Origin of the sequence: Serpentinimonas raichei, from assembly GCF_000828895.1 — a bacterium.
GTDB lineage: Bacteria > Pseudomonadota > Gammaproteobacteria > Burkholderiales > Burkholderiaceae_C > Serpentinimonas > Serpentinimonas raichei.
Genome location: NZ_AP014568.1, coordinates 2,424,171 through 2,447,787 on the forward strand (window position 1 = coordinate 2,424,171; position 23,617 = coordinate 2,447,787).

General features: G+C 68.5%; 17 protein-coding genes. 6 read left to right on the forward strand and 11 right to left on the reverse strand.

The genetic code is table 11. The features are described from left to right. Positions 1-22: 22 nt before the first annotated feature. The 11 genes from SRAA_RS11270 to SRAA_RS11320 form a co-directional block, all read right to left on the reverse strand. Positions 23-1,075 (reverse strand): ABC transporter ATP-binding protein, encoded by a 1,053-nt coding sequence (locus tag SRAA_RS11270; RefSeq protein WP_082040048.1) that lies wholly within the window; start codon positions 1,073-1,075, stop codon positions 23-25. Next, the gene (locus SRAA_RS11275) at positions 1,072-2,076 is read right to left on the reverse strand and encodes an ABC transporter ATP-binding protein (RefSeq protein WP_029462738.1); all 1,005 of its coding nucleotides are present in this window, start codon (positions 2,074-2,076) and stop codon (positions 1,072-1,074) included. The genes SRAA_RS11270 and SRAA_RS11275 overlap by 4 nt, the downstream gene beginning before the upstream one ends. 13 nt (positions 2,077-2,089) lie before the next feature. Next, complete coding sequence (locus tag SRAA_RS11280; protein ID WP_029462737.1) at positions 2,090-3,001, reverse strand: ABC transporter permease; 912 nt, start codon at positions 2,999-3,001, stop codon at positions 2,090-2,092. A gap of 19 nt (positions 3,002-3,020) precedes the next feature. Continuing rightward, on the reverse strand, positions 3,021-4,001 hold the full coding sequence (locus SRAA_RS11285) for an ABC transporter permease (RefSeq protein WP_029462736.1): 981 nt from the start codon (positions 3,999-4,001) through the stop codon (positions 3,021-3,023). Between the two features lie 127 nt (positions 4,002-4,128). After that, a complete protein-coding gene (locus tag SRAA_RS11290) occupies positions 4,129-5,709 on the reverse strand; it encodes an ABC transporter substrate-binding protein (protein WP_045532801.1) in 1,581 nt (526 codons plus the stop codon). Between the two features lie 98 nt (positions 5,710-5,807). Then, a complete protein-coding gene (locus tag SRAA_RS11295; RefSeq protein ID WP_082040113.1) occupies positions 5,808-6,923 on the reverse strand; it encodes a 6-phosphofructokinase in 1,116 nt (371 codons plus the stop codon). After that, the gene (mltA, locus tag SRAA_RS11300; RefSeq protein WP_420834919.1) at positions 6,920-8,248 is read right to left on the reverse strand and encodes a murein transglycosylase A; all 1,329 of its coding nucleotides are present in this window, start codon (positions 8,246-8,248) and stop codon (positions 6,920-6,922) included. Before mltA ends, SRAA_RS11295 begins: the two co-directional genes overlap by 4 nt. Before the next feature lie 28 nt (positions 8,249-8,276). Further along, positions 8,277-8,909 (reverse strand): response regulator transcription factor, encoded by a 633-nt coding sequence (locus SRAA_RS11305; protein WP_045532803.1) that lies wholly within the window; start codon positions 8,907-8,909, stop codon positions 8,277-8,279. A gap of 40 nt (positions 8,910-8,949) precedes the next feature. After that, entirely contained in the window at positions 8,950-10,971 is a 2,022-nt protein-coding gene (locus tag SRAA_RS11310; RefSeq protein ID WP_231849287.1) for a two-component system sensor histidine kinase NtrB, read from the reverse strand. Then, positions 10,959-11,786 (reverse strand): carbon-nitrogen hydrolase family protein, encoded by an 828-nt coding sequence (locus SRAA_RS11315; RefSeq protein ID WP_045532804.1) that lies wholly within the window; start codon positions 11,784-11,786, stop codon positions 10,959-10,961. Before SRAA_RS11315 ends, SRAA_RS11310 begins: the two co-directional genes overlap by 13 nt. A gap of 3 nt (positions 11,787-11,789) precedes the next feature. Then, positions 11,790-15,971 carry a YhdP family protein gene (locus SRAA_RS11320; protein WP_082040049.1) on the reverse strand — a complete coding sequence of 1,394 codons (4,182 nt, stop codon included), beginning with the start codon at positions 15,969-15,971 and terminating at the stop codon, positions 11,790-11,792. A gap of 8 nt (positions 15,972-15,979) precedes the next feature. Between SRAA_RS11320 and glnE the strand changes: the two genes are divergently transcribed. The 6 genes from glnE (at position 15,980) to SRAA_RS11350 (ending at position 23,617) form a co-directional block, all read left to right on the forward strand. Beyond that, a complete protein-coding gene (gene glnE, locus SRAA_RS11325) occupies positions 15,980-18,781 on the forward strand; it encodes a bifunctional [glutamate--ammonia ligase]-adenylyl-L-tyrosine phosphorylase/[glutamate--ammonia-ligase] adenylyltransferase (protein WP_082040050.1) in 2,802 nt (933 codons plus the stop codon). 105 nt (positions 18,782-18,886) lie between these two features. After that, positions 18,887-19,981 (forward strand): 4-hydroxyphenylpyruvate dioxygenase, encoded by a 1,095-nt coding sequence (hppD, locus tag SRAA_RS11330; RefSeq protein ID WP_045532805.1) that lies wholly within the window; start codon positions 18,887-18,889, stop codon positions 19,979-19,981. Between the two features lie 35 nt (positions 19,982-20,016). After that, on the forward strand, positions 20,017-20,316 hold the full coding sequence (locus tag SRAA_RS11335; protein ID WP_052467571.1) for a 4a-hydroxytetrahydrobiopterin dehydratase: 300 nt from the start codon (positions 20,017-20,019) through the stop codon (positions 20,314-20,316). A gap of 68 nt (positions 20,317-20,384) precedes the next feature. After that, on the forward strand, positions 20,385-20,879 hold the full coding sequence (locus SRAA_RS11340) for a MarR family winged helix-turn-helix transcriptional regulator (protein WP_171820245.1): 495 nt from the start codon (positions 20,385-20,387) through the stop codon (positions 20,877-20,879). Between the two features lie 304 nt (positions 20,880-21,183). Beyond that, positions 21,184-22,416 carry an IS110 family RNA-guided transposase gene (locus SRAA_RS11345; protein WP_045530664.1) on the forward strand — a complete coding sequence of 411 codons (1,233 nt, stop codon included), beginning with the start codon at positions 21,184-21,186 and terminating at the stop codon, positions 22,414-22,416. Between the two features lie 160 nt (positions 22,417-22,576). Further along, positions 22,577-23,617 carry an aromatic ring-hydroxylating dioxygenase subunit alpha gene (locus SRAA_RS11350; RefSeq protein ID WP_045532808.1) on the forward strand — a complete coding sequence of 347 codons (1,041 nt, stop codon included), beginning with the start codon at positions 22,577-22,579 and terminating at the stop codon, positions 23,615-23,617.

A 23,617-nucleotide genomic window follows, 5' to 3' on the forward strand; every position in this document is an offset into this window, starting at 1 on the left:
GCTGCCCGCCGCCAAGCCGGATTCAAAGCCGCCCTTCCTCCACCGCATGGCAGGCCACGCGGATGCCGTCTAGGCTTTGCAGCACCGGGCGTTCGCTGCTGCAGCGGCTGTTGGCCGCCGGGCAGCGCGGGTGAAAGGCGCAGCCGCTGGGCGGGTTGAGCGGGTTGGGCACCTCGCCCTGCACCGGGGTGCGCGCGCGCCCGGTGTGGTGCAGCTTGGGGATGGCCTCCAGCAGCATGCGCGTGTAGGGGTGGCGCGGCTGGGCAAACAAAGCCTGCTTGGGGGCCAGCTCCACCAGCCGCCCGAGGTACATCACGCCCACGTGGTCGCTCACATGGCGCACCACCGCCAGGTTGTGGCTGATGAAGAGGTAGGTCAGGCCCTGCTGGCGTTGCAGGTCTTTCATGATGTTGAGCACCTGCGCCTGCACGCTCACATCGAGCGCCGAGGTGGGCTCGTCGCAGACCAGAAACTCGGGCTGCGTGGCCAGCGCGCGCGCAATTGAGATGCGCTGGCGCTGCCCGCCCGAGAACTGGTGCGGAAACTTGACCCGGTCCAGCGGGCTCAGGCCCACCGACTGCAGCAACTCGGCCACGCGCGCCTGCAGCGCCTGCGCATCGCTGAGCAGGCCGTGTTCGCGCAAGGGCTCGGCCACGATGTCGGCCACGCGCCAGCGCGGGTTCAGGCTGGCGTAGGGGTCTTGGAAGATCATCTGGATGTGGCGCCGGATGCCCCGGCCGCTGCGGCTGCGGTAGGCGGCGTGCGCGTCTTGGCCGGCGAACTCGAAGCGCCCGCGCGAGGGCGGGTACAGCCCCACCAGCAGGCGCGCCACGGTGCTTTTGCCGCAACCCGATTCGCCCACCAGCGCCAGCGTCTGGCCGCGCTCGATCTCGAAGCTCACGCCATCGACGGCGTGCAGCAACTGCCTCGGTTTGCGCTCCAGCACGCGGTTCAGCCAAGGGGCGGACACGTCGAAGGTGCGCGCCAGATCGACGGCGCGCACCAGCGGCGGCGTGGCAGCGGGTGTGGGGCCCAAGGCAGCAGAAGCCGGGGCACTGGCAGCGAGGGCGCTCATGACTGTGCCTCCGGCAGGGCGGCGGCGAGAGGGGCGCTGGTGGAACTGGGCAGGAGCCAGCAGGCGGCTTGGGTAGTGGCAGCGGGCATGAGTTCGGGGCGCTCTTGGTGGCAGCGCGCAAAAACCTGGCGGCAGCGCGGGTTGAAGGCGCAACCGGGTGGGATGGCGTTTAGGCGCGGCATGGCACCGTCGATCTGGTGCAGGCGCGCGCGCTCGATCTCGATGTCGGGGATGCAGCTCATCAGGCCCTGGGTGTAGGGGTGCGCGGCGGCGTGGATGACCTCGCGCACCGGCCCGATTTCGGCGATGCGCCCGGCGTACATCACGGCCACGCGGTCGCAGGTTTCGGCGATCACGCCCATGTCGTGCGTGATCAGCATCACGGCGGCCCCGTGCTTTTTGCAGACCGACTTGAGCAGGTTGATGATCTGCGCCTGGATCGAGACGTCGAGCGCGGTGGTGGGCTCGTCGGCCACGATCAGCTTGGGCTCGGCCGCCAGCGCCAGCGCGATCACCACGCGCTGGCGCATACCGCCCGAGAACTGGTGCGGGTAGTGGTCGATGCGCTCTTGCGCCGCCGGAATGCCGGTTTCTTGCAGCAGCTCGATGGCGCGCCGGCGCGCCTGCGCGTGCGACAGCGGCAGGTGCGTGGTGATGGTTTCGATCAACTGGCGCCCGATCGAGTAGAGCGGGTTGAGCGAGGTCAGCGGGTCTTGAAAAATGGCGCCGATGCGGCGCCCGCGTATGCGCCGCATTTGCGCCGGTGGCAGGTTGTCGATGCGCTCGCCTTCGAGCAGAATCTGGCCGCTGGCGATGCGCCCGGGCGGCTCCAGCAAGCCGATGATGGCGGCCCCAGTGAGCGATTTGCCGGCCCCCGATTCGCCCACCACACCCAGGATTTCGCCGGGTGCGATCTCGAACGAGAGCTGGTCGAGGGCGCGCAGGGTGCCGTGGCGGCCGGGAAACTCGACCACCAGATTTTGGACTTGTAACAGGCTCATGGCAGACCTCGATTCAGCGCAGGCGCGGGTTGAGCGCGTCGCGCAACCAGTCGCCCAGCAGGTTCACGCTCAGGGCGATCAGCACCAGCAGCAGGCCGGGGAAGATGGTGATCCACCACTCGCCCGAAAACAGGTAGTCGTTGCCGATGCGGATCAGGGTGCCCAGCGAGGGCGAAGTGGGCGGCGCACCCACGCCCAGGAACGACAAGGTGGCCTCGGTGATGATGGCGGTAGCCACCTGGATGGTGGCCAGCACCAGCACCGGCCCGAGCACGTTGGGCAGCACATGGCGGCGCATGATGGCCAGCGACGAGACGCCGATCACGCGCGCGGCCTGCACGTATTCCTTCTGCCGCTCGACCATGGTGGAGCCGCGCACGGTGCGCGCGTACTGCACCCAGCCGGTGAGGGTGATGGCGGCGATCAGCACCCCAAAGGCCAGCGCCTCGGGCGCGTTGGGGAAGAGCGCGTGGCCGATGCCGGCGATCAAGAGCGCGATCAAAATGGCGGGAAACGAGAGCATCACGTCGCACAGCCGCATCAGCAGGGCATCGACCCAGCCGCCCAGGTAGCCCGCCAGCAGGCCGAGCGTGACGCCCAGCAGCACCGACAGCAGCACCGAAACCAGCCCCACAAAGAGCGAGATGCGGGCGCCGTAGATCAGCGCCGAGAGGATGTCGCGCCCCTGGTCGTCGGTGCCGAGCAGGAAAGTCCACTGCCCGTCGGGGTACCAGGCCGGCGGCAGGCGCGCGTTGCTCAAGTCCAGCGTGGCCAGATCGAAGGGGTTGTGCGGCGCAACCCAGGGCGCAAACAGCGCCGCCAGGCCGCACACCAGCGCAATGGCGGCGGCCACCAGCGCCGCCGGTGAGGTGCGAAAGCTGTGCCCGACGTCGCTGTCGAGCCACTTGAAAAGGGTGGATTTCATGGGGGGGCTGCAATCGGGTTCAGTGGCCGCTGGATTGATCCAGCCGCAGGCGCGGATCGACGACGAAATACAGCAGATCGACGACCAGGTTGATGACGACGAAGATGAGCGCAATCAGGCACAGGTAGGCGGCCATGACCGGGATGTCGGCAAAGGTGACGGCCTGGATGAACAGCAGGCCCATGCCGGGCCACTGGAACACGGTTTCGGTGATGATGGCGAAGGCGATCAGGCCGCCGAGCTGCAAGCCGGTGATGGTCATGACCGGCACCAGCGTGTTTTTGAGCGCGTGGCCAAAGTGCACCGCGCGGTCGCTCAAGCCCCTGGCCCGGGCAAACTTGATGTAGTCGGTGCGCAGCACCTCGAGCATTTCGGCGCGCACCAGGCGCATGATCAGCGTGAGCTGAAAAATCGCCAGCGTGATGGCCGGCAGCACCAGGTGGTGCCAGCCCTGGGCCGTCAGCAGTCCGGTGCTCCAGCCGCCGATCTGCACCACTTCGCCCCGGCCAAAGCTGGGAAACCAGCCCAGTTGCACCGAAAAGATCAGGATCAGCACGATGCCGATCAAAAAGGTGGGCAGCGAGACGCCCAGCAGCGACAGCGTCATGAACATTTGCGCCAGCGCCGAACCCCGGCGCAAGGCGGTGTAGACGCCCAGCGGAATGCCGATCAGCAAGGCCAGCAGGGCGGCCACCAGGGCCAGCTCCAGTGTGGCCGGAAAGCGCTCGGCGATCAGCGTGGCCACCGGGGTGCCCTGGCGCAGGCTCATGCCAAATTCGCCTTGCACCGCGTTGTAGAGGAAGTGCCCGAACTGCACCCACACGGGTTGGTCCAGCCCAAGCGCGGCGCGCACTTCGGCAACTTGTTCGGTGGTGGCGTCCTGGCCCAGAATCTGGCTCACTGGGTCACCGACAAACTGGAACAGCATGAAGGCGATCAGGGCCACGGTCACCATGACCAACGCCGCCTGAAGCAAGCGGCGCAAGATGAAGGCTAGCATGTGCGGGTTCTCCGAGGGCCAAGCGCGCGCGGCGCCAAGTGGCCGAAAAGCAGGATGGGGCCGCGGCTGGGTGCAGGCGCGGCCCGGTTCGAGCGCTCCAGCCGGGCTGGGGCAGCCCGGCCGCGCTTTAGTTGCCGACGGTCAGGATGCGCCAGTCGATGCGGTTGTCGGGCCGGTGCACGATTTGCACGTTGGCGCGCATGGCCCACGGGATGACCTGGTTGTGCAGCGGAATGTGGGCCACGTACTCGTTGTGCAGTTGCAGCGCTTGGGTGAGCAGGCGCGGCCGGATGTGCGGGTCGGTCTCGGTTTTGATGCGGTCGATCAGGGCGTCGAGCCGTGGGCTGCTAAAGCGCCCGGCGTTGAAATTGCCGTCGCCGCCAGGGCCGACGGTGCGCGCCAGCGACTGCAAGCTGTAGAGCGCATCGAAGGTGGGCACGCCCCAGCCGAGCATGTAGATGCTGGCTTCAAAGCGCTGGATCATGGGGAAGTAGGTGGTCAGGGGCAGGGTGCGCAGGCGCGCCTGCACGCCGATGCGCGCCCACATGGCGGTGATGGCTTGGCAGATCTGCTCGTCGTTGATGTAGCGGTTGTTGGGGCAGGCGAAATCGACTTCGAAGCCGTTCGGGTAGCCCGCTTCAGCCAGCAGGCGCCGCGCGGCGGCTTGGTCGAAGGGCAGGCGCTGATGCACCGCTTCGCTCCAGCCGCTCACCATCGGGGCCACCAAGGCGCCGGTGTTCTGGCTCAGGCCGCGCATGGTGACGCGGTGAATGGCGTTGATGTCGATCGCTTGGTAAAGGGCGCGGCGCACGCGCACGTCTTTGAGCGGGTTGGCGCCGCGCACGTTGGAGCCCACGAGTTCGTCGCGGTGCTGGTCCATGCCGAGGAAGATGGTGCGGTTTTCCACGCCGTCGAGCACGCGCAGGGCGGTGTTGGCGCGCACCCGGGGCAGGTCTTGCGGGGTCGGGTCGAGCACAAAATCGACTTCACCCGAGAGCAAGGCGGCCATGCGGGTGGCGTCGGAGCTGATCGGGGTGTAGATGATTTCGGTCACGTTCGACGTCACGCCGCCCCAGTGGTTGGGGTTGCGCTCGAGCACCATGCGCTGATCGGGCTGCCACGAGCGCAGCCGGAACGGCCCGGTGCCCATGGCGTTGCGGTGCGCGAAGTTTTCTTCGCGGGTGCGGATGTTCATCGGCTCCAGCGAGCGGTTGCGCTCGGCCCAGGCGCGGCTCATGATGCGCAGCTCGGTGAGCTGGTTGAGCAGCACCGGGTTGGGGCCACGGGTGAAGATGTCGATGGTGCGGGCATCGACGCGCACCACGCGCTCGATGCCTTGGGTGAAGATAGAGAAGTTGGAAGTGGGCGCCATGGCGCGCTGCAGCGAAAACACGGCGTCTTCGGCGGTGAAGGGCGTGCCGTCGTGGAACTGCACCCCTTGGCGCAGGGTGAGGCGCAACTGGTTCGGGCTGACCTGTGTCCAAGCGGTGGCCAGCTTGGGCTCGATGCGGAAGGTGCGGCTGTTGTAGTACACCAGCGACTCATAGACTGCGGCGTGGACGCCGTTGCCGAGCGCGTTGTTTTGGGCGTGGATGTCCCAAGTGGGGATGTCGCTGGCGCTGGACCAGCGGAAGGTGGTGCTGTGGGCGGCACTGGCCAAGCCCAAGGCCAAGGCGACGGACAGCGTCAGCAGCTTCAGTTTAAACATGGGGTTTCCTAAAGAATGGGAAAACGCCATTATCTGAGCAGACTGCTTGGCTTTTAATCGCCTTGAAATATTTCGAGGGTAAACACTGTGACCCGCTTTCAATCCGGCTGCCCCAGGCAGACCCCAATCTGTTGCGCCGCTTGCAACAGCGGGTGCCCGGGCGGCACCGTGCGCTGCTGCTGCGCCACCTCGGCCAGCGCGATGTGCCCCAATTGGCCGCCGCTGAGCGTGACCATGCGGCCAAAGTGGCCCTGCAGCAGCAGTTGCGCGGCTTGGTTGCCGTACAGGGTGGCGAGCACGCGGTCGAACGGGGTCGGGCTGCCGCCGCGCTGCACGTGGCCGAGCACGGTGGCGCGCACCTCGGCCTGCAGCAGCGGCTGCAAAGCTTGGTTCAAGCGGTGCGCCACGCCGCCCAGGCGCAGGGGCGCGATGGCCCCGGCGGCGGGGTCGGTCATGGGCCAGGTGGTGGCTTGCAGCGTGGCCGTGCCGCCCAGCGCTTTGGCCCCTTCGCCGATGCAGATCACGCTGTAGCGCTCGCGCAGCAAGCGCGCCTGGCAGTGGCGCGCCAGGGCGGGCAGGTCGTAATCGAGTTCGGGCAGCAAAATCGCGTCGGCGGCGGCGGCCAGACCGGCTTCGAGCGCGATCCAGCCGGCCCAGCGGCCCATGGTTTCCACGATCATGACGCGCCGGTGGCTGTGCGCGGTGGTCTGGATGCGCTCCAGCGCCTCGGTCACGGTGGCCACGGCGGTGTCGAAGCCAAAGCTGCGCTCGCAGCCATAGAGGTCGTTGTCGATGGTTTTGGGCACCCCGACGATGGCCAGCCCCTGCTGCGCCAGCGCGTGCGCGATCGTCATGCTGCCGTCGCCGCCGATCACCACCAGCGCATCGAGCCCGAGGCGGCGCACGTTGGCCAGTGTGAGCGCCGTGGCTTGCGCCGAGTCCAGCGGGTTGGCGCGGTTGCTGGAGCCCAAAATGGTGCCGCCCAGCAGCAGGATGCCGCTCACGGCGTCCCAGTCGAGGCGGCGCGCGCGCGGTGGCTCGCACAGCAGGCCGGCAAAGCCGTCTTCGATGCCGATCACCTCGGCGCCGCACTGGCGCAGCAGCGACTGGGTGACGGCGCGAATGACGGCATTCAGGCCCGGGCAGTCGCCGCCGCCGGTGAGGATGCCGACGCGCCGGGGGCAGGTGGGGGCGCTCATGGGCAACAGGCTCATGGGGCCGGGCGTGGCCACAGCGCCCACAGGTGCACGGTCTGCTTGATGCCGGCCGCCTGGAAAAACGCCTGCTCGCCCCAGCCAGTGAAGAAATCGGCCCGCGCCGCGCCGACGATGGCCGCTCCCGTGTCTTGCGCCAGCACCAAGCGGCGCAGCTCGATGAAGGGGCCGCTGGAGTGCAGCCAGACCGGGGTGCCGTAGGGGATGCTGCGCGGATCGACGGCGATCGAGCGCGCTGGCGTGAGCGCCACGCCCTGGGCGCCGCGCGGGCCGAACTGGGCATCGAGTTCGTTGAGGGCTTCTTCGCGAAAGAATATGGTGCGCGGGTTGCTCCAGAGCATGTCGTTGAGCTGCTGCGGATTCGCGGCGGCCCATGCGCGGATGGCCTCCCAAGTGCCGGCGCGGATGGCACCGCGATCGAGCAGCCAGCGCCCGACGCTGCGGTAGGGGTGGCCGTTGTGGCCGGCAAAGGCCAGCCGCACCAATTGCTGGCGGCCGTCGGGTTCTTGCACCAGCATCCGGCCCGAGCCTTGGATTTGCAGCAGCAGCGCATCGAGCGGGTCGGCCAGCCAGACGATCTCGCGCCCTTGCAGTTGCGCTTGCGCCTGCGGGTCGGAGTCGATCTGCTGGCGGCTAAACCAAGGCCGGTCCCGGCTGAGTCCGGGTGGCAGCGCGTGCAGCGGCGTCTGGTAGGGGCCGTGGCGCAGCCGGCTGGCGGGCAGCAGTGGCTCGTAGTAGCCGGTGAGCAGGCCGCGCGGGTTGCCGTCGAGCGCCTGCACGCGGTAGGGTTGCAACTGCCGCATCATCCATTCGTGCTGCGCGCTGGCGCTGGCGATGCTCAGGCGGCGCACCTCTTGGCACAGCGCGCCAATGGCCGGGGCCGGGCGCTCGCAGCTGCGCAGCCAGGCGTTCCAGGCCTGGGGCAAGGCGTCGCGGCCCCAGCCGGGCAGCTCGCTCCAGCGCACCGGCTGCCACAGGCTGTTGGGGCGGGTGATGGGGGGTGGCAGCGGCTGCGCCTCGGCCCACTGCCAGACCGCAGCCTCGGGGCCGAGCACGGCTTCGGGCCAGATCTCGTCGAAGCCGGTGGCCGTGCGTGCGGCTGCGGCGGCAGGGGGCGACAGGGCGGGTGGGGCATCGGCGGCGGCCACTGCCGGGGGCGGTGTGCCGATGGGTGTGGGCGCAGCGGGGGGTGCACCCACAAGCGCGGGCTGGGTGGCGCAGCCCGCCAGCAGCAGGCCGGCCAGCAGCAGGCCAGCCCAAGCGTGCGGGCGGGCAAGGGTTGGCCAATGGGGCAGCGAAAGGGGCTTGGAAAGCGCGTGCGACACGTTCAGGCAGAGTGGGTCGGGGTTGGGGTTAAAAATCGCGCAGCAGGTGCACCAGGTCCACGGCCGAGCGCACGCCGAGTTTGTCGAACACGTGGGCGCGGTGCACCTCGACCGTGCGCACGCTGATCTGCAGTTGCTCGGCCACCAGCTTGTTGGGCAAGCCGGCGGCGATCAGGCGCATCACCGCTTGTTCGCGCTCGGTCAGGGCGTCGATGCGGCTCTGGCGCTTTTGCAACTGGCGCCGCTGCACCAGCAACTCCGCCGAATGCTGCAGCGCCTGCTCCACGCGGTCCACCAAGGCGTTGTCGGAAAAGGGTTTTTCGCAAAAGTCGAAGGCGCCGCGCTTGACCGCTTCGACGGCGGTGGCGACATCCGCGTGGCCACTCAGAAAAATGACTGGCATGGCGGTGCAGCCCATGAGGGCCGGCAGGCGCTCGTACAACTCCAGCCCGCTCATGCCCGGCATGCGCAAATCCAGCAGCAGGCAGGCCGAGTCGGTGGGTTCGGGCCACGCTTGGGCGCAGTCCCAGAACGCCTCGGCGCTGGGGTAGGCGCTGCTGAGCAGGCGCCGCGTGCGCAGCAGCCAGCCCAGCGCGTCGCGCACGTCGGCGTCGTCGTCCACGATGTGGACGCAGCCTTGCAGGGCGGCGGTGGCATTCATGGGGCTCGATGATAGGGCTTTGGGCCGTGGTGGGGGGTGTTCAGCCAGGTGCCACCGGCAGCGTGAAGCGAAACACCGTGCCACGGGGCGCGTGGGCGCTGTACTGCAGCGCGCCGCCGTGTTGCTCCACCACGGTGCGGCACAGCCTCAGACCCAGCCCCATGCCCTCGGGCTTGGTGGTGAAAAAGGGCGTGAACAGCTGCTCGGCCTGCTCTTGGCTGATGCCTTGGCCGTGGTCGGCCACGGCAAATTCGACCCCCTCGCCCCGGCCTTGCACGGCCCGGCGCGCGCTCAGGCGCAGGCGGCGCAGCCCCGATGGGCCGGGTGGGTCGCCCGCCGGCATGGCCTGCATGCCGTTGCGCGCCAGGTTGAGCAGCACCTGTTCGATCATGGTGCGCTGGCACCAGACCGGCGGGCAGTCGGGGCTGACATCGCGTTCGAGCTCGATGTTTTGCTGGCGCGCCTGCAGTTGCAGCAGCGGCCAGATGGCCTGCAGCAAATCGGTTGGCGCCACCGCCGCGCGCTCGCGGTCGCGCTGGCGCACCAGGTCGGCCACGCTCTTGATGACCTTGCCGGCGCGCTCGGCCTGCTCGGCGATGCGTTGCAAGGCGCTGCGCAGCGGGCCCAGTTCGCTGGCCGTGGGGGCGGCCCCATCGGGCGTGCTGGGCAGCAGGTTGAGCGAGCCGCTGGCGTAGCTGGCGATGGCGGCCAAGGGCTGGTTGAGCTCGTGGCTGATGAGGGAGGCCATCTCGCCCGCCATGGCCAGCCGCGCCGTGGCTTGCAGGCGCTCTTGCGAGACGCGCAGCAGCTCCTCGTTGCGGCGCTGCGCACTCAGGTCCAGGATGGCGCTCATCCAGCCGGTCTGGCGGCCTTGGGCGTCGACCAGCGGCGCTTCGATCACGCGCACCGGCAGCCGGCTGCCGTCGGCGCGCATGAAGACCGACTCGAAGCCCTCACGCGGCGAGCGCTGGCCAGCCAGCCGCGCTTGCAGGCGCTGGCGGTATTCCTCGATCTGTTCCGTGGGCCAGTAGGGGGCCGGAATGCTGGTGCCCAGCAGTTGCTCGGCGCTCAGTCCCACCATCTGGCAAAAGGCCGGGTTGACGTAGGTCAGGCGGCCTTCGAGGTCGAGCGCGCGCAGCCCAGTCAGGAGCGAGTCTTCCATGGCCTGGCGAAAGGCCAGCGCCTCGGCCAGTTGGCGTTCGGCGCGCTGGCGCCGGCGCAGGTCGCGTGCCAGCAGCGCCAGCAAGGCCAGCAGCCCCAGCGCCAGCGCACCCACCGCCAGCGGCAGCGCCGCTGCGACAGGGTGTTCGGCGCCGCCGCTCTGCTCGAGGCGCAGCAGCCAGGTGGCCCCCCCGGGCAGGGCCACCAATTGGCTCGCGTGGTGCAGCGGCTGCCCGGCTTGGGCCAGCTCGCCGACCATGACGAGGCGGGTGCCATCGGCTTCGGTCCACGACAGCCGCCGCCCGCGTCGCGCCTCGGCCGGGATGAGCTCGGCCAGCAGACCGGCCATGGAATAGGTGGCCACCAGGTAGCCGTCGGCGCGGCCGTCGCGGTTCAGGGGCAGGCACAGCTCCATCAGCTCGATGCCCCGACCTTGCCCGAGCGGCAAGAAATAGCTGCCCGAGTAGGCCGCCCCGTCGAGGCGGCGCGCCAGTTCGCAAACCGGGCGCAGGTCGATCAGGGGCTCGTGGCGCGAGCGCGCCGCATGCAGCCCAGGCAAGAAGGGTGAGTGCCGCTGGACCCGGGTGGCGTGGGCGTTGTCGCGCCATTCGAGGTGCACCAGTTTGCGTTGCGTGTTCAGCAGCTCGGCCGCGACCACGGGCCAGTAGGCCGGGCTGGGCGCCACGCTTTGCAGGGCGTGCAAATCCTGCACGCTGCGCGCCAAGCCGCTGCGCACGTCCTGCCCCATGCGGGCTGCCTCGTGCTGCAAGGCCGCTTGCTGCTGCCCGTGCTGGTACTCGCGCAGCAGAAACACCAGCAGGGCAAACAGGGCCACCAGCAGCAAGCCGGCCAGCAGCCACAGCAGCCGGCGCAGCCCAGCCGCTGCGCTCAGGGTTGACACGGTGCGCTGGGCAAGCGCCGGTGTTGCAGCGCCGGCAACTGCTGGCGCAGCTGCTGCAGCCGCGCCCAGTCCAGATCCGCCAGCACCACCCCGGGCCCGCTGGCGCGCTGGGCCAGCACCACGCCCCAGGGGTCGATCAGCAGGCTCTGGCCCCAGGTCTGGCGGCCGTTGTCGTGCTGTCCGCCTTGGGCGCTGGCGGCCACAAAGGCCAGGTTTTCGATGGCGCGGGCGCGCAGCAGCAGCTCCCAGTGCGCCTGCCCGGTGCCGTGGGTGAAGGCGGCCGGCACGAGCAGCAAATCGGCCGCCAGCTGCCGGTACAGCTCGGGGAAGCGCAGGTCGTAGCAGACGCTCAGGCCCACGCGCCAGCGCTGGCCGCTGCGGTCGGACAGGTCGAAGGCGACCGGCTCGCTGCCGGGCAGCAGCACGGCGGCTTCGTCGTAGCGCTCGCGCCCGTTGTCGTAGCAAAACAGGTGGATCTTGTCGTAGCGCGCCACCGGCTGGCCGCTGGGGTCGAACACCAGGCAGGCGTTGGCCACGCGCCCCGGCACCGGGCTTTGCAGTGGCAGCGTGCCGCCGACGATCCAGAGTCCGAACTGGCGCGCCGCACGGGCCAGAAAGTCTTGGATTGGGCCGCTGCCGTGCGCCTCGGCCAGCCCCAGCTTGTCGGTCTCGCGCTGGCCCATGAGGCAGAAGTATTCGGGCAGCACGGCCAGTTCGGCCCCGGCTTGGCTGGCTTGCTGCAGCAGCGCCCGGGCTTGATCGAGGTTGGCCTGGAGCTGGCTGCCCGAGACCATTTGCAAGGCGGCGACTTTCATGGATTAGTGGGCTCCGGTGGCTGGGTTGGGGTTGGGCTGGGCGGCGGCGGGCTGGCGCTGCACCGGCGTGACCACGGGGTCGGCCCAAGGGCCAGTGATGTGAAACTCGCGCGTGGCAGCCTGCTGCAGCGGCTGGCGCAGCAGAAACTGGGCCAGAAACGCGCCCAGCCCGGTAATCGGGTTGATGAGGGTGGCCACCAAGGATACCGTGTCGGCGTTGAGCTCGGGCACCACCACCACGCGCAGGTCTTGGGTTTCGCGCACGATGTCGGCGCTGCCCTCCATCAGCACGGCGGCGTTGACGCCCTTCATTTGCAGGTTGTTGCTGCGCGCCACGCCTTGGGCGATGGTCACGTTGCCGCGCACGAAGTCGAACGCAAAGCCTTCGCTGAACACATCACGAAAATCCAGCATCAGCCGCCGTGGCAGCGCCTGCAGGCTCAGCACGCCGAGCAGCTTGGCGGCGCCTGGCTCGGCGCGCAAAAACTGGCCGCGCCCCATGTCGAGCTGCAGCTCGCCGCTCAGGCTGGGGGCGTCGAAAACCAAGGGCGAACCCAGCCAGCCCAAGTGGCCTTCGATGCGGCCCTGGCCGCCGCGGATGGTCTGCGCTTGGCCCAGCCGCGTGAGCAAGGCGCCGGCATCGCGGATATCGAGTTCGAGGCGCAGCGCGGTTCGGCGCAGCGCCTGGCCATTGCCGCTGGCGACCCAGTTGCCGCTGGCCTCCAGGGTGGCTTCGGGCGTGCTCAGGCGCAGCGCATTGAGGCGCCACTCGTTGACGCGCTCGCGTGCCGCCTGCTCGGCCTGGCGGTTGACCGCTTGCAGTTCGAGCCGGCCCAGATCGCGTCCGCCCAAGCGAAAGCGCTCCACCACCAGATCGATGGCTGGCACCACGGCGGGTTGCGGCAGCGCCTGCTCGACCCGGCCCGCGGCGGGCATCGACAAATCCAGTCGACTCAGCCGCGCATGCACCTGGCCCCCCGTCTGGGCGCTGCCGGCGCGGTAACTGACTTGACCAGCCAGTTCGCGCGCCTGCACCGCCATGCGCCAGGTGTCGCGCTCGTGGCTGCCGCTCAGGCTCAGTTCGTGGAAGGTGCGCCCGCCTTGGGTGAGGCGCGCGGCCTGCAGCCGCCCTTGGGTGGGCCAGTAGATGCGGCTGTCGTCCAAGGTCGGTGCGCCGGGGCGTGCCGGGGCGGTGGTGGGCACCGGTGTGGCCACCGGTGTGGCCACCGGTGCGGCGTACAGGTGTGCCCAGGCGTCGGCGTCGAATTCGCCCAGGTCGAGCGCGGCCAGCACGCCTGATGCGGGCAGTGCCGGTGGCGCGCTGCGCAGGGCCACGCTGCCGCGCAACACCCGGGTGGCCCCGCCACGGTGTTCGCGCTGGTAATGCAGGTGCAACAAGGGGGCGGGGCCAGCACCAAGCGCGAAGTGCAATTCGTCGCGCGTGGCACCACGCGCGGCCCCGGCCAGCGGCTCGATGCGCAGCCGCAGCGGCAAAACCGCATCGGCGCGCTTGTCCAGCGGCGCGGGCAGTTGCAGCGCCAGGCCTTGCAGATCGGAGGTGACCTGCACCGTGGTGCCTTCGGGTCCGATGCGCAGCTCGGCCTGGTAGGCGGCGCTGCCGCTGCCCGCACGCCCCAGCGGGGCCAGCCAGGGCCACGGATCGCCTTGGGCCAGGCCGAGTGCCGTTGCCTGGCCCTGGCCGCGCAGGTGCAGCACCGGGGCGCCTTGCTCGTGTGCCATGCGGCCCGAAAAACGCAGCGGCCCACCCAGCATCTGGGCGCGGCCGGCCGGGATGTCAAAGCCGCGCTCAGTGAAATCGAGCGTGGCATGCAGCGCTTGCAAAGGCGGAATCTCTGGCGCTAGCCGCAGCTCGTTGCCCGCCAGCCGCAACTGCCCCTGCACGCGGGTGGCGTCGGTGTCGTGCAGCGGCATTTGGAGCCCGAGGTCGAGCTCGATGGGTCCGCTGGCCACGGCCTGGGCCAAGGCGGCACCGGTGAGCTGGCGCAGCGGCGAGCGCTCGACAAAGGCCAGCGCGTCGGCGGCGGGGCCGCGCAGCCGGGCCTGCAAATCAAATTGGGGCTGGCGGGCCATCAGGTCGCCGATTTCGGCCTGCGCTTGCACCAGCTCCAGTTGGGGCCACTGGCGCACATGGGCCTGCACCTGATCGAGTTGCAACCGGGTGCGATCGATCTGCAGCCGCGCTTGCGCCACCTGCAAGCCCGGCCACGGCGGGCTGCCGGGCGGCAACACGTGGGCGGGTGCGTAGTCCAGCACCACGTCGCGCAACTGCGCCGTGACGCCAAACTGCCCGCTGCCCGGGCGCGCGTAGGGGAACTCCCACAGGTCGCCGCTGGTGTGCAGTTGCGCCTCGCTGATGCGCCCCGAGACGATGGCGTGGCGCAGGTAGCGGCGCGCATCGACCCCGACGTTGAGCGGCAGGTAGCGGTAGACGCGCGCGGCGTCGGCGCGCAGCAGCCGCCCTTGGAGCTCGAGCAGGCCCGGAAAGCGCGAGCGCGCCGGGCTGAGGGTGGGGTCGGCGCTGCGCCAAACCAGTTGCAGTTCGGCTTCGAGGTCGGCGTTGCGCAGCCGCACCCGGGGCGCTTCGACGCGGATTCCCTCGGCGTTCACCTGCCATTGGAAACCGGCTTGCAGCAAGTCCAAGTCCACCTGCGCTTGCTCAAACACGCCGGGCAAGTCGAGCTGCCCGTTTTCAAGGCGCAGCTCGGCCTGGCCGCCGCTGGGGCTGAGACTGAAGTCGAGCTGGGCCCCGCGCACGCCGGGGCGCCCGGGTGTGTGCACGTCCCAGCCGCCGGCGTGGCGGTACACCGGCGGCGCGGCCCCGGCGCGCAGGCTGGCGTTGCGCAAGCGCCCGCTGGCGCTCCAGGTGGCAGCGGGCGCGCCCGCGCCTGTGCCTGCGCCCGCATCGGCCTTGGCTGGGGCTGCGCTCCATTGCAGGGCAATCTGCTCCACCAAGCCGCTGGGCGCGGTCTCGCGCAACCAATGGTGCACCGGCTCGGGCAGGGGCAGTTGCAGCGCCAGCTGGCTCAGCACCTGCGCATCGAGTTGCTGGCCTTGGAGCGCAAACCCCGCCGGAGCCGTGCCGTCGCTGCGGGTGTGCTGGTAGCGCACGTTGCCCCCCGGCCAGACCAACCCGGCGGCGGTGCGAAAGCCCAGCCCGTGGGTGCTCAGGGTGGTTTGCAGGCCCTCGTGCTGCAGTTCGAGCCGGGTTTGCAGCTGCTGCAATTCAAACGGCTGTGCCACTTGCGGCCATTGCAGCTGCACCCGCTGCAGGCCAAGGTCGGCGCTGGCCTGCTGCAGCGCACCCTGCTGCCAATCCAGCCAAAGCCGGACCGCCCCCTGCCCTTGTTGCACCTGCACCCCCAGCCAGCCGGGCGCATCGGCGTAATGCTCCAGGTGCTGCAAATCCATCCAAGGCAGATCGGCGTAGAGCGTGCCGCTCCATTGGCGCCATGGGCTGGCCCCGGTCTGCCACCAGGGTCGGGTGAATTGGGCTTGCACGCTAAAGCGTTGCCCCCAAGCCGGGGGCGGAGAAGCGTCGAGCCGGAATTGGTGCGCGCGGCCGCTGTGGCGCGCCACCCAATCGATGCCCGTGAGCACCAACGGCCCCGTGCCGGGTCGGGTGTCGTCGTGCCAGCGCAAAGTGCCTTGCAAAATCGCCAATTCGGTTTGGGCCAGCAACCAGTCGGCCAAGGGGCTGCCCGCGCCCTGGTGCTGCAGGTCGCCCAAGTCGATGCCGCCCAGCAGCAGGCGGCCGTCGGCGCGGCGGCGCAGATCGAGTACGGGGCGCTCCACGATGAGCTGATCGAAACCCAGCCGCCAGAGCGAATGCAAAGAGATCGCCGCACGCACGCTGGGCAGGCGCAGCGCCTCGCCGCCGTAGGCGTCGCGCAGCACCACATCGCTCAGGTGCAGGCTGGGCACCGGGCCGCTGGAGTTGGCCTGCAGCGAACCGATCTCGACCTTCACCCCCAGCCTGTCGCTGGCTATGCGCTCCAGCGCCGGACGCCATTCGTCAACTCTTGGCACAATGACCCAATGCAATGCGGCCCAACTGAGCCCCAGCAGCAGCCACGCAACCGCCAGCAGCCACAACAGCGCACGCAGCAAACCGGCTTGCCAGTGCAGCCAGCGGGGCGATGTGGGGGGGTTGGGTTTATCGAGCACACCAAATTATGATGGTCAGCGCCTCTTTGGCCCCTGCCGGCCCCGATCGATTTGTATCAAAACCTCTCGAAGCGGCGGCCCACTCCCGTTTTGTGCAGCGCATCCGGCGCCGCTACCCGGCCGAATTGGCGCTGTTGCCGCCCGGTCCGCCCAGTGCCGCCTTGATGCGCCAAACGCTGGCCGCGCTGCAGCAGATGGGTTTGGATGCCGCTGCGGCGCTGCGGGTGTTGCGCCACTTGGTGCTGGAGCGGCTGGCGGTGCTCGATGTCGAGCACGAGGCCCCCTTGGCCGAGGTCACCGGGGCCATGACCGATCTGGCCGAGCTGGCGCTCAACACCGCCCTGCAGCAGGCGCTGCTCGAACTCGACGAGCAGCACGGCGCGCCCACCTGTCCCGCTCGGTCGGATGCGTCGGCCGCCGCGCCGCCGTGCCGGGCCCAGTTGTGGATCGTGGGCATGGGCAAACTGGGTGCGCGGGAGCTCAATGTGTCGAGCGACATCGACCTGATCTACATCTACGACCAGGATGGAGAAACGCTGGGCAACGCACTGGGCCGCGGGCGCATCAGCAACCACGAGTATTTTGCCAAGGCGGTCAAGCGCATTTTTGGCCTGATCGGCGACAGCACCGAGCACGGCCAGGTGTTTCGGGTCGATCTGGCGCTGCGGCCCAATGGCAATTCGGGCCCGCCCGCGCTCTCGCTCGACGCGCTGGAAGAGTATTTTTTGGTGCAGGGGCGCGAGTGGGAGCGCTTTGCCTGGCTCAAAAGCCGCGTGGTGGCGCCGCAGCAAGCCATCGAGGCCGACACCCCGCACGCCCTGCGGGCCTTGGTGCAGCCCTTTGTGTTCAGGCGCTACCTCGACTACAACGTGTTTGAGGCGCTGCGCAGCCTGCACCAGCAAATTCGGAACCACGCCGCCAAACGGGCCGCCGGCCATCCGGGCCGCTTGCACGATGTCAAGCTCTCGCGCGGGGGCATCCGCGAGATCGAGTTCACGGTGCAGTTGTTGCAGGTGGTGCGGGCCGGCCAATTCCCCGAGCTGCGCACCCGCGCCACGCTGGAGGCGCTGACGCGGCTGGTGCGCGCCGGCCTGATGACCGAAGCCAAGGCCACCGCGCTGGGGCAGGCCTACGAGCTGCTGCGCAAGGTGGAGCACCGCATCCAGTACCTGGACGACCAGCAAACCCACCTGCTGCCCACCCGCGACGACGACTTGCTCTGGATTGCCCAGACGCTGGGTTTTGCCGACACCGCCGGCTTTTTGTGCGTGCTCGACGCTCAGCGCGAGCTGGTGGCACAAGAATTCGACACCCTGCTCGGTGCCGGTGCGCTGCCCTGCAACGGCAAGGGCTGCAACGGCCATGCGCCGGCGAGCGCCGACGACTTGCAAGCCGTGCTGGGGCAACTGCCGCCCGGACTGGCGCTGCGGGTGGCGCAATGGACCGAATCGCCGCGCGTGCAAGGCCTGCGCGAGGGCGCGCGCCAGCGCCTGCTGCGGCTGCTGCAACGCACCGGGGCGTGGCTCGAAGCCGGGCGGGTCAGCGAGAGCGCCGCGCTGCGCCTGTGCGACTGGATGGAGCCGCTGCTGCGCCGCGAGAGCTACCTGGCGCTGTTGCAGGAGCGCCCGGCGGTGCATGAGCGGCTGCTGCGCATGCTGGGGGCGGCGCAGTGGCCGGCGCGCTATCTGCTGCGCCACCCGGGCGTGATCGACGACTTGGCCGGGCAGCAGCTCTACCAGGAGCGCTTCGAGGCGCCGCAGTTCGAGGCCGACCTCGAGGCACGCCGGCAGGCGCTGGCCGCCAGCGGCGAAGACGATGAAGAAGGGCTGCTGGACCTGCTGCGCCGCGCCCACCACGCCGAGGTTTTTCGCACGCTGGCGCGCGACGTCGAAGGCGTGCTGACGGTCGAGCAGGTGGCCGACGACCTGAGCGCCCTGGCCGACGCGGTGCTGCGCGTGAGCGGGCGCTGGTGCTGGCAGCGCCTCAAGCAGCGCCACCGCGATGAGCCGCGTTGCGCCATCATCGGCTACGGCAAGCTCGGTGGCAAAGAGCTCGGCTACGGCAGCGACCTCGACATCGTGTTCGTCTACGACGACCCGGACGAGCGCGCCAGCGAAGTCTATGCGGCGCTGGTGCGCAAGCTCATCAACTGGCTCACCGTCAAGACCGGCGAAGGCGACCTGTACGAAATCGACACCGCGCTGCGTCCCAATGGCAGCTCGGGCCTGTTGGTGACGAGCTTCGAGGCGTTCCAGAACTACCAGCAAAACCGCGGCAGCAACACCGCCTGGACCTGGGAGCACCAAGCCATCACACGGGCCCGTTGCGTGCTCGGGCCGCCCGACCTGGTGCAGCGCTTCGAGGCGGTGCGCCAGGCGGTGCTGACGGCGCCGCGCGAGCGCACCGCGTTGGCGGCCGAAATCTGCGCCATGCGCGAGCGCCTGCGCCAGGCGCACCCGGTGCGTGCGGGGCGGTTTGACATCAAGCACAGCCCGGGTGGCATGGTCGATGTGGAGTTCGTGGTGCAGCACCTGGTGCTGGCACACGCCGCTGCGCACCCGGCGCTGTGCCACAACAGCGGCAACATCGCTTTGCTGCACGCCGCCGAGCAAGCGGCCCTGCTGCCACCCGGCATGGGGCAGGCGGCGGCGCACGCCTACCGCGCCCTGCGCCAGCGCCAGCACCGGGCGCGGCTGGACGAAGCCAGCACGCAGATCGACCCGGCGCTGGTGGCCGAGCACAGCGCGGCCGTGCGTGCGCTGTGGGCGCAGGTGTTTGGCGCTTGCGGCGGTGGGCAAGCGGCGGCCTGATCCGCGGCTGCACCCATGAGGGTTTTCAGGGGGGAGCCCACGCCCCCGGATGCACCCTTGTTGGCATATAGTCCCAAATCTAATCGTTGCACTTGGAGCCACGCCATGGCCGACACTTTTCCCAACCCGATGGGTTTATGCGGTTTCGAGTTTGTCGAATTCGCCTCCCCCGCGCCCCAGGTGCTGGAACCCTTGTTCGAGCAGATGGGTTTTAGCCTGGTGGCGCGGCACCGCTCCAAAGACGTGCTGCTGTACCGCCAGGGCGGCATCAACTTCATCGTCAACCGCGAGCCCAAAAGCCTGGCGGGCTACTTCGCCGCCGAGCACGGCCCGAGCGCCTGCGGCTTGGCGTTTCGGGTCAAGGATGCGCACCGGGCCTACGCGCGGGCGCTCGAGCTGGGCGCGCAACCGGTTGAAATCCCCACCGGCCCGATGGAGCTGCGCCTGCCGGCCATCAAGGGCATCGGCGGCGCGCCGCTGTACCTGATCGACCGCTATGAAGAGGGCAAAAGCATTTACGACATCGATTTCGAATTCTTGCCCGGCTTTGCCGACCCCGCCAGCCGCCACCCCGTGGGCCACGGCTTCAAGCTGATCGACCACCTGACGCACAACGTCTATCGCGGCCGCATGGCCTACTGGAGCGGCTTCTACGAAAAGCTGTTCAACTTCCGCGAAATCCGCTATTTCGACATCCAGGGCCAGCACACCGGCCTGACCAGCCGCGCCATGACCGCCCCCGACGGCCTGATCCGCATTCCGCTCAACGAGGAGTCGGGCCGCAACGGTGGCCAGATCGAAGAGTTCCTGATGCAGTTCAACGGCGAAGGCATCCAGCACATCGCCTTGCTCACCGACGACATTCTGGCCAGCGTCGATGCGCTGCAACTGGCCGGCATTCCCCTGCTGAGCGCGCCCAACGACATCTACTACGAGATGCTGCAGCAGCGCCTGCCCGGCCACGGCGAGCCCACCGCCGAGCTGCAGGCGCGCGGCATCTTGCTCGACGGCAGCACCGCCAATGGCGAAAAGCGTTTGTTGCTGCAAATTTTCAGCCAGACCCTGCTGGGCCCGGTGTTCTTCGAGTTCATCCAGCGCAAGGCCGACGAGGGCTTTGGCGAGGGCAACTTCAAGGCCCTGTTCGAAAGCCTGGAGCGCGACCAGATGCGCCGGGGCGCGCTCCAAGTGGCCACTGCCTGATGCCGCACCCAACACCCGAACCGGAGCCAACGTCCATGCACAAGCTCGAAGGCGCAGCCTTGCAAACCCAGCTCGACCGGCTGCCGCGCTGGCACTTCAACCCGGAGCGCCATGCGGTGGAGCGGCGTTTGGTATTCAGCGATTTCAACGCCGCCTTTGGCTTCATGAGCCGGGTCGCCTTGGCCGCCGAGCAACGCAACCACCACCCCGAGTGGGCCAACGTCTACAACCGGGTCGAGATCGCCTTCACCACCCACGAGGCGGGCGGGCTGAGCCTGCGCGACATCGAATTCGCGCTCTGGGTGGACGGGGTGGCGTCCCACATGGGTGCCTGACAGACCCCGGTCTGGCCGATCTTCACCATGCCCATTGCCAGTCAGGACGACCCGTCCGCAGCGCTTCCATGTCTAAAACTGTGATGCAAGCGCCTGCCAACGGCCCATCATCCGGCGGGCTGCCGGATTTGTATGCCGAACCGGGGCACCTGATCCGGCGCGCGCACCAGACCGCCGTGGCGGTGTTTTACGAGGTGCAGGGCCGACAAGTCACGCCGGTTCAGTACGCCATCCTGCGGGCTTTGTTTGAGCACCCCGGCATCGATCAGGTGACTTTGGCCGGGCTGGTCGATCTGGACACCTCAACCGCGGCCGACATTGCGGTTCGGCTGGAGCAAAAAGGCTGGATCGTGCGCGAGCGTTTGCCACGGAGGCAGCGCAGCCTGTTCTTGACCGAAGACGGCCGGGGCGTATTGCTCGCCATGCTGCAGCGGGCCGATGCCATGAGCCGGCAATTGCTGCAGCCGCTGGAAGCGGATGAACAGGCCGAGTTGATGCGCCTGTTGCGCAAATTTCTGCGTTGGCCCAGCCAGACAGAGGCCGCGCTTCGGGATAACCCCTAACTCTCATGAATCCTGCGCGACACCCCGGACGATGGAAGACACTGAGGGGGTGTGCGGGCGAGCTTGGGTAGAGGTCGGTCAAACCTTTGATGGCACATTGACCGCGATTCCTAACTTGACCCGCCGCCGACCACTCGTACCCTGGATTGCCTGCGGGCGCTGCCCTGACCCAGTCGGATCAGTGCATGCCTGACAGCCCACATTAAATGGAGCCGCCGGGCTTGCCCGGCAGGCCGTTGGTCTGCGGCACCCATGCTTGCCCTGCACGCTTGTGATTATCGTTCAAGCTGCTAGGAGAGATGCAATGGATTTGACCCCGATGCACAAGCGCGTGCTCGCGCTCGATGTTCACCAAGCCAAGATCACCGCGTGTGCCGTCGTCGAGCACGATGACGGCCGCGTGCAGGTGACCAAGCGCGACTTTGGTGCCTTCAAGCGTGATCGGCGCGCCTTGGCGCAGTGGGCGCTGCAAATCGCACCCGAGGTAGTGGTCATGGAGAGCACGGGCGTGTACTGGAAGAGCCCGTTTGCGGCACTGGAGGCGGTGGGCATCATCGCTTGGGTGGTCAACGCAAGGCACGTCAAGGCCGTGCCCGGTCGCAAGACCGACATGGCCGATGCGCAGTGGCTGGCCACGCTGGCGCGTGCGGGGCTGCTGCGCGCCTCGTTCATCCCTCCCCAGCTCATGCGCCAACTGCGCTTGGTTGCACGCCAGCGGCAAAAGCTGGTGGGCATGTGCAGCGCCGAGAAGAACCGGCTGCACAAGGTGCTGGTGGATGCGGGCATTCGCCTCAACGTGCTGGTCTCCGACATCCACGGCAGCAGTGCGCGTGCGATGATCAAGGCGCTGATTGTCGGCCAGCCCATGCACGAGGTGCTCGATCACAAGGGGCGGCTGCGTGCCAGCCGAGACGAGTTGTTCGAGGCCCTATGCACCGAGCAGTTCAGCGCCGCGCACCGCTTCGTAGCCGATGAGATCATGCAGCACATCGAGTCTCTGGAGCGGCGCATAGCGGGCTTTGATCGGTACTTGCTCGAAGGTCTGCGGCCCTGGCGGGCGCAACTGACGCTGCTGCAAACCATTCCCGGCATCGACGAGCAGGGCGCGGCCATGCTGCTGGTAGAGATTGGCGCAGACATGAGCGTCTTTGGCAGCGCTGAGCGCCTGGCTAGCTGGGTCGGCATTTGCCCGGGCAACAACGAGAGCGCGGGCAAGCGCAAGTGCGGGCGCATCCGCAAGGGCAACGCTTGGGTGCGAAGGCTGTTGTGCGAGTTTTCCCAAGCTGCGGCTCGAACGCGCTGTGCGCTCAAGGCCAAGTTCGATGCGCTGACTATCCGCAAGGGGCGCAAGAAGTCCATCATCGCGCTGGCGCACAAGATGCTGCGCACCATCTACGCCATGCTCACCCATGGCACCCACTACCGGGACAAGGAGGTTGATTATGAGGCGCTCAACGTCGAGCGCAACGCCCCACGCTGGATGAAGATGCTGCTCAAACACGGCTTCATCACCAATCCCGCAGCCGCAGCCGCCTGAGGCTGACCTACCCGCTGATCTCGCGGCCCCGGCCAGCCTGAGGTCAGGATGAGTCTCGGCTGCTGGTGGGGTGTCTTCCACATTAACGCAAGGCCCTTGATCTGGGGCCTTGGATTCGCTACAGTGGCATTCATTCAGTATGCTGAATAAAGGAGTTTTCATGTTCCTCAAAAATACTTGGTACGTGGCCTGCAACGCCCACGAGATCGATGAGCGCCTGCTCGGGCGCACCATCTGCAACCAAAAAATCGTGTTCTACCGCGACGAGCACGGGCAGGTGGCGGCGCTGGAGGACTTTTGTCCGCACCGGGGCGCGCCGCTCTCGTTGGGCAAGCTGTGCCAGGGCAAGCTGACGTGCGGCTACCACGGGCTGGAAATGGGCCGCGACGGCCACACGGTGGCCATGCCGGGGCAGCGCGTGCAAAAATTTCCCGCCATCAAAAGCTACCCGGTGCAGGAGCGCTATGGCTTCATCTGGGTCTGGCCCGGCGACGCCAGCCTGGCCGATCCGTCCCAGATTCCCCACATGGCTTGGTATGACAACCCGCAGTGGGCCTACGGCGGTGGGACCTACCACGTGCGCGCCGACTACCGCCTGATGATCGACAACCTGATGGACCTCACGCACGAGACCTACGTGCACTCGACCAGCATCGGGCAGCCGGAGATCGACGAAACCCCGTGCGAAACCACGGTCGAGGGGGAAGCGGTGGTGACCAGCCGCTTCATGCAGCGCATACCCGCGCCGCCGTTTTGGCGCGCCGCCCTGCGCGCCAAGGGGCTGGCCGACGAGGTGCCAGTGGACCGCTGGCAGATTTGCCGCTTCACCCCGCCCAGCCACGTGATGATCGAGGTCGGGGTGGCGCACGCCGGCCATGGCGGCTACGATGCGCCGGACGCGCACAAGGTGTATGCCGTGGTGGTGGATTTCATCACCCCCGAGACCGAGCATACGATGTGGTACCACTGGGGCATGGCGCGCCAGTTCAACCCAAACGATGCCGTCCTGACCGCACAAATTCGCGACGGCCAAGGCAAAATCTTTGCCGAAGATCTAGAAATGCTGGAGCGCCAGCAGCTCAACCTGAGCGCCCATCCGGCGCGCAAATTGCTCACCCTCAACATCGACGCCGGCGGGGCGCACGCGCGCCGCATCCTCGACCGTTTGCTGTCGGCCGAGCAGGCGGCGCTGCGCGCCTGA

Excerpts from the sequence above, each read along its gene's own strand:
- SRAA_RS11270 (WP_082040048.1), bottom strand. The coding sequence starts at position 1,075 with ATGAGCGCCCTCGCTGCCAGTGCCCCGGCTTCTGCTGCCTTGGGCCCC.
- SRAA_RS11275 (WP_029462738.1), bottom strand. The coding sequence starts at position 2,076 with ATGAGCCTGTTACAAGTCCAAAATCTGGTGGTCGAGTTTCCCGGCCGC.
- SRAA_RS11280 (WP_029462737.1), bottom strand. The coding sequence starts at position 3,001 with ATGAAATCCACCCTTTTCAAGTGGCTCGACAGCGACGTCGGGCACAGC.
- SRAA_RS11285 (WP_029462736.1), bottom strand. The coding sequence starts at position 4,001 with ATGCTAGCCTTCATCTTGCGCCGCTTGCTTCAGGCGGCGTTGGTCATG.
- SRAA_RS11290 (WP_045532801.1), bottom strand. The coding sequence starts at position 5,709 with ATGTTTAAACTGAAGCTGCTGACGCTGTCCGTCGCCTTGGCCTTGGGC.
- SRAA_RS11295 (WP_082040113.1), bottom strand. The coding sequence starts at position 6,923 with ATGAGCCTGTTGCCCATGAGCGCCCCCACCTGCCCCCGGCGCGTCGGC.
- SRAA_RS11305 (WP_045532803.1), bottom strand. The coding sequence starts at position 8,909 with ATGAATGCCACCGCCGCCCTGCAAGGCTGCGTCCACATCGTGGACGAC.
- SRAA_RS11315 (WP_045532804.1), bottom strand. The coding sequence starts at position 11,786 with ATGAAAGTCGCCGCCTTGCAAATGGTCTCGGGCAGCCAGCTCCAGGCC.
- glnE (WP_082040050.1), top strand. The coding sequence starts at position 15,980 with ATGATGGTCAGCGCCTCTTTGGCCCCTGCCGGCCCCGATCGATTTGTA.
- hppD (WP_045532805.1), top strand. The coding sequence starts at position 18,887 with ATGGCCGACACTTTTCCCAACCCGATGGGTTTATGCGGTTTCGAGTTT.
- SRAA_RS11335 (WP_052467571.1), top strand. The coding sequence starts at position 20,017 with ATGCACAAGCTCGAAGGCGCAGCCTTGCAAACCCAGCTCGACCGGCTG.
- SRAA_RS11340 (WP_171820245.1), top strand. The coding sequence starts at position 20,385 with ATGTCTAAAACTGTGATGCAAGCGCCTGCCAACGGCCCATCATCCGGC.
- SRAA_RS11345 (WP_045530664.1), top strand. The coding sequence starts at position 21,184 with ATGGATTTGACCCCGATGCACAAGCGCGTGCTCGCGCTCGATGTTCAC.
- SRAA_RS11350 (WP_045532808.1), top strand. The coding sequence starts at position 22,577 with ATGTTCCTCAAAAATACTTGGTACGTGGCCTGCAACGCCCACGAGATC.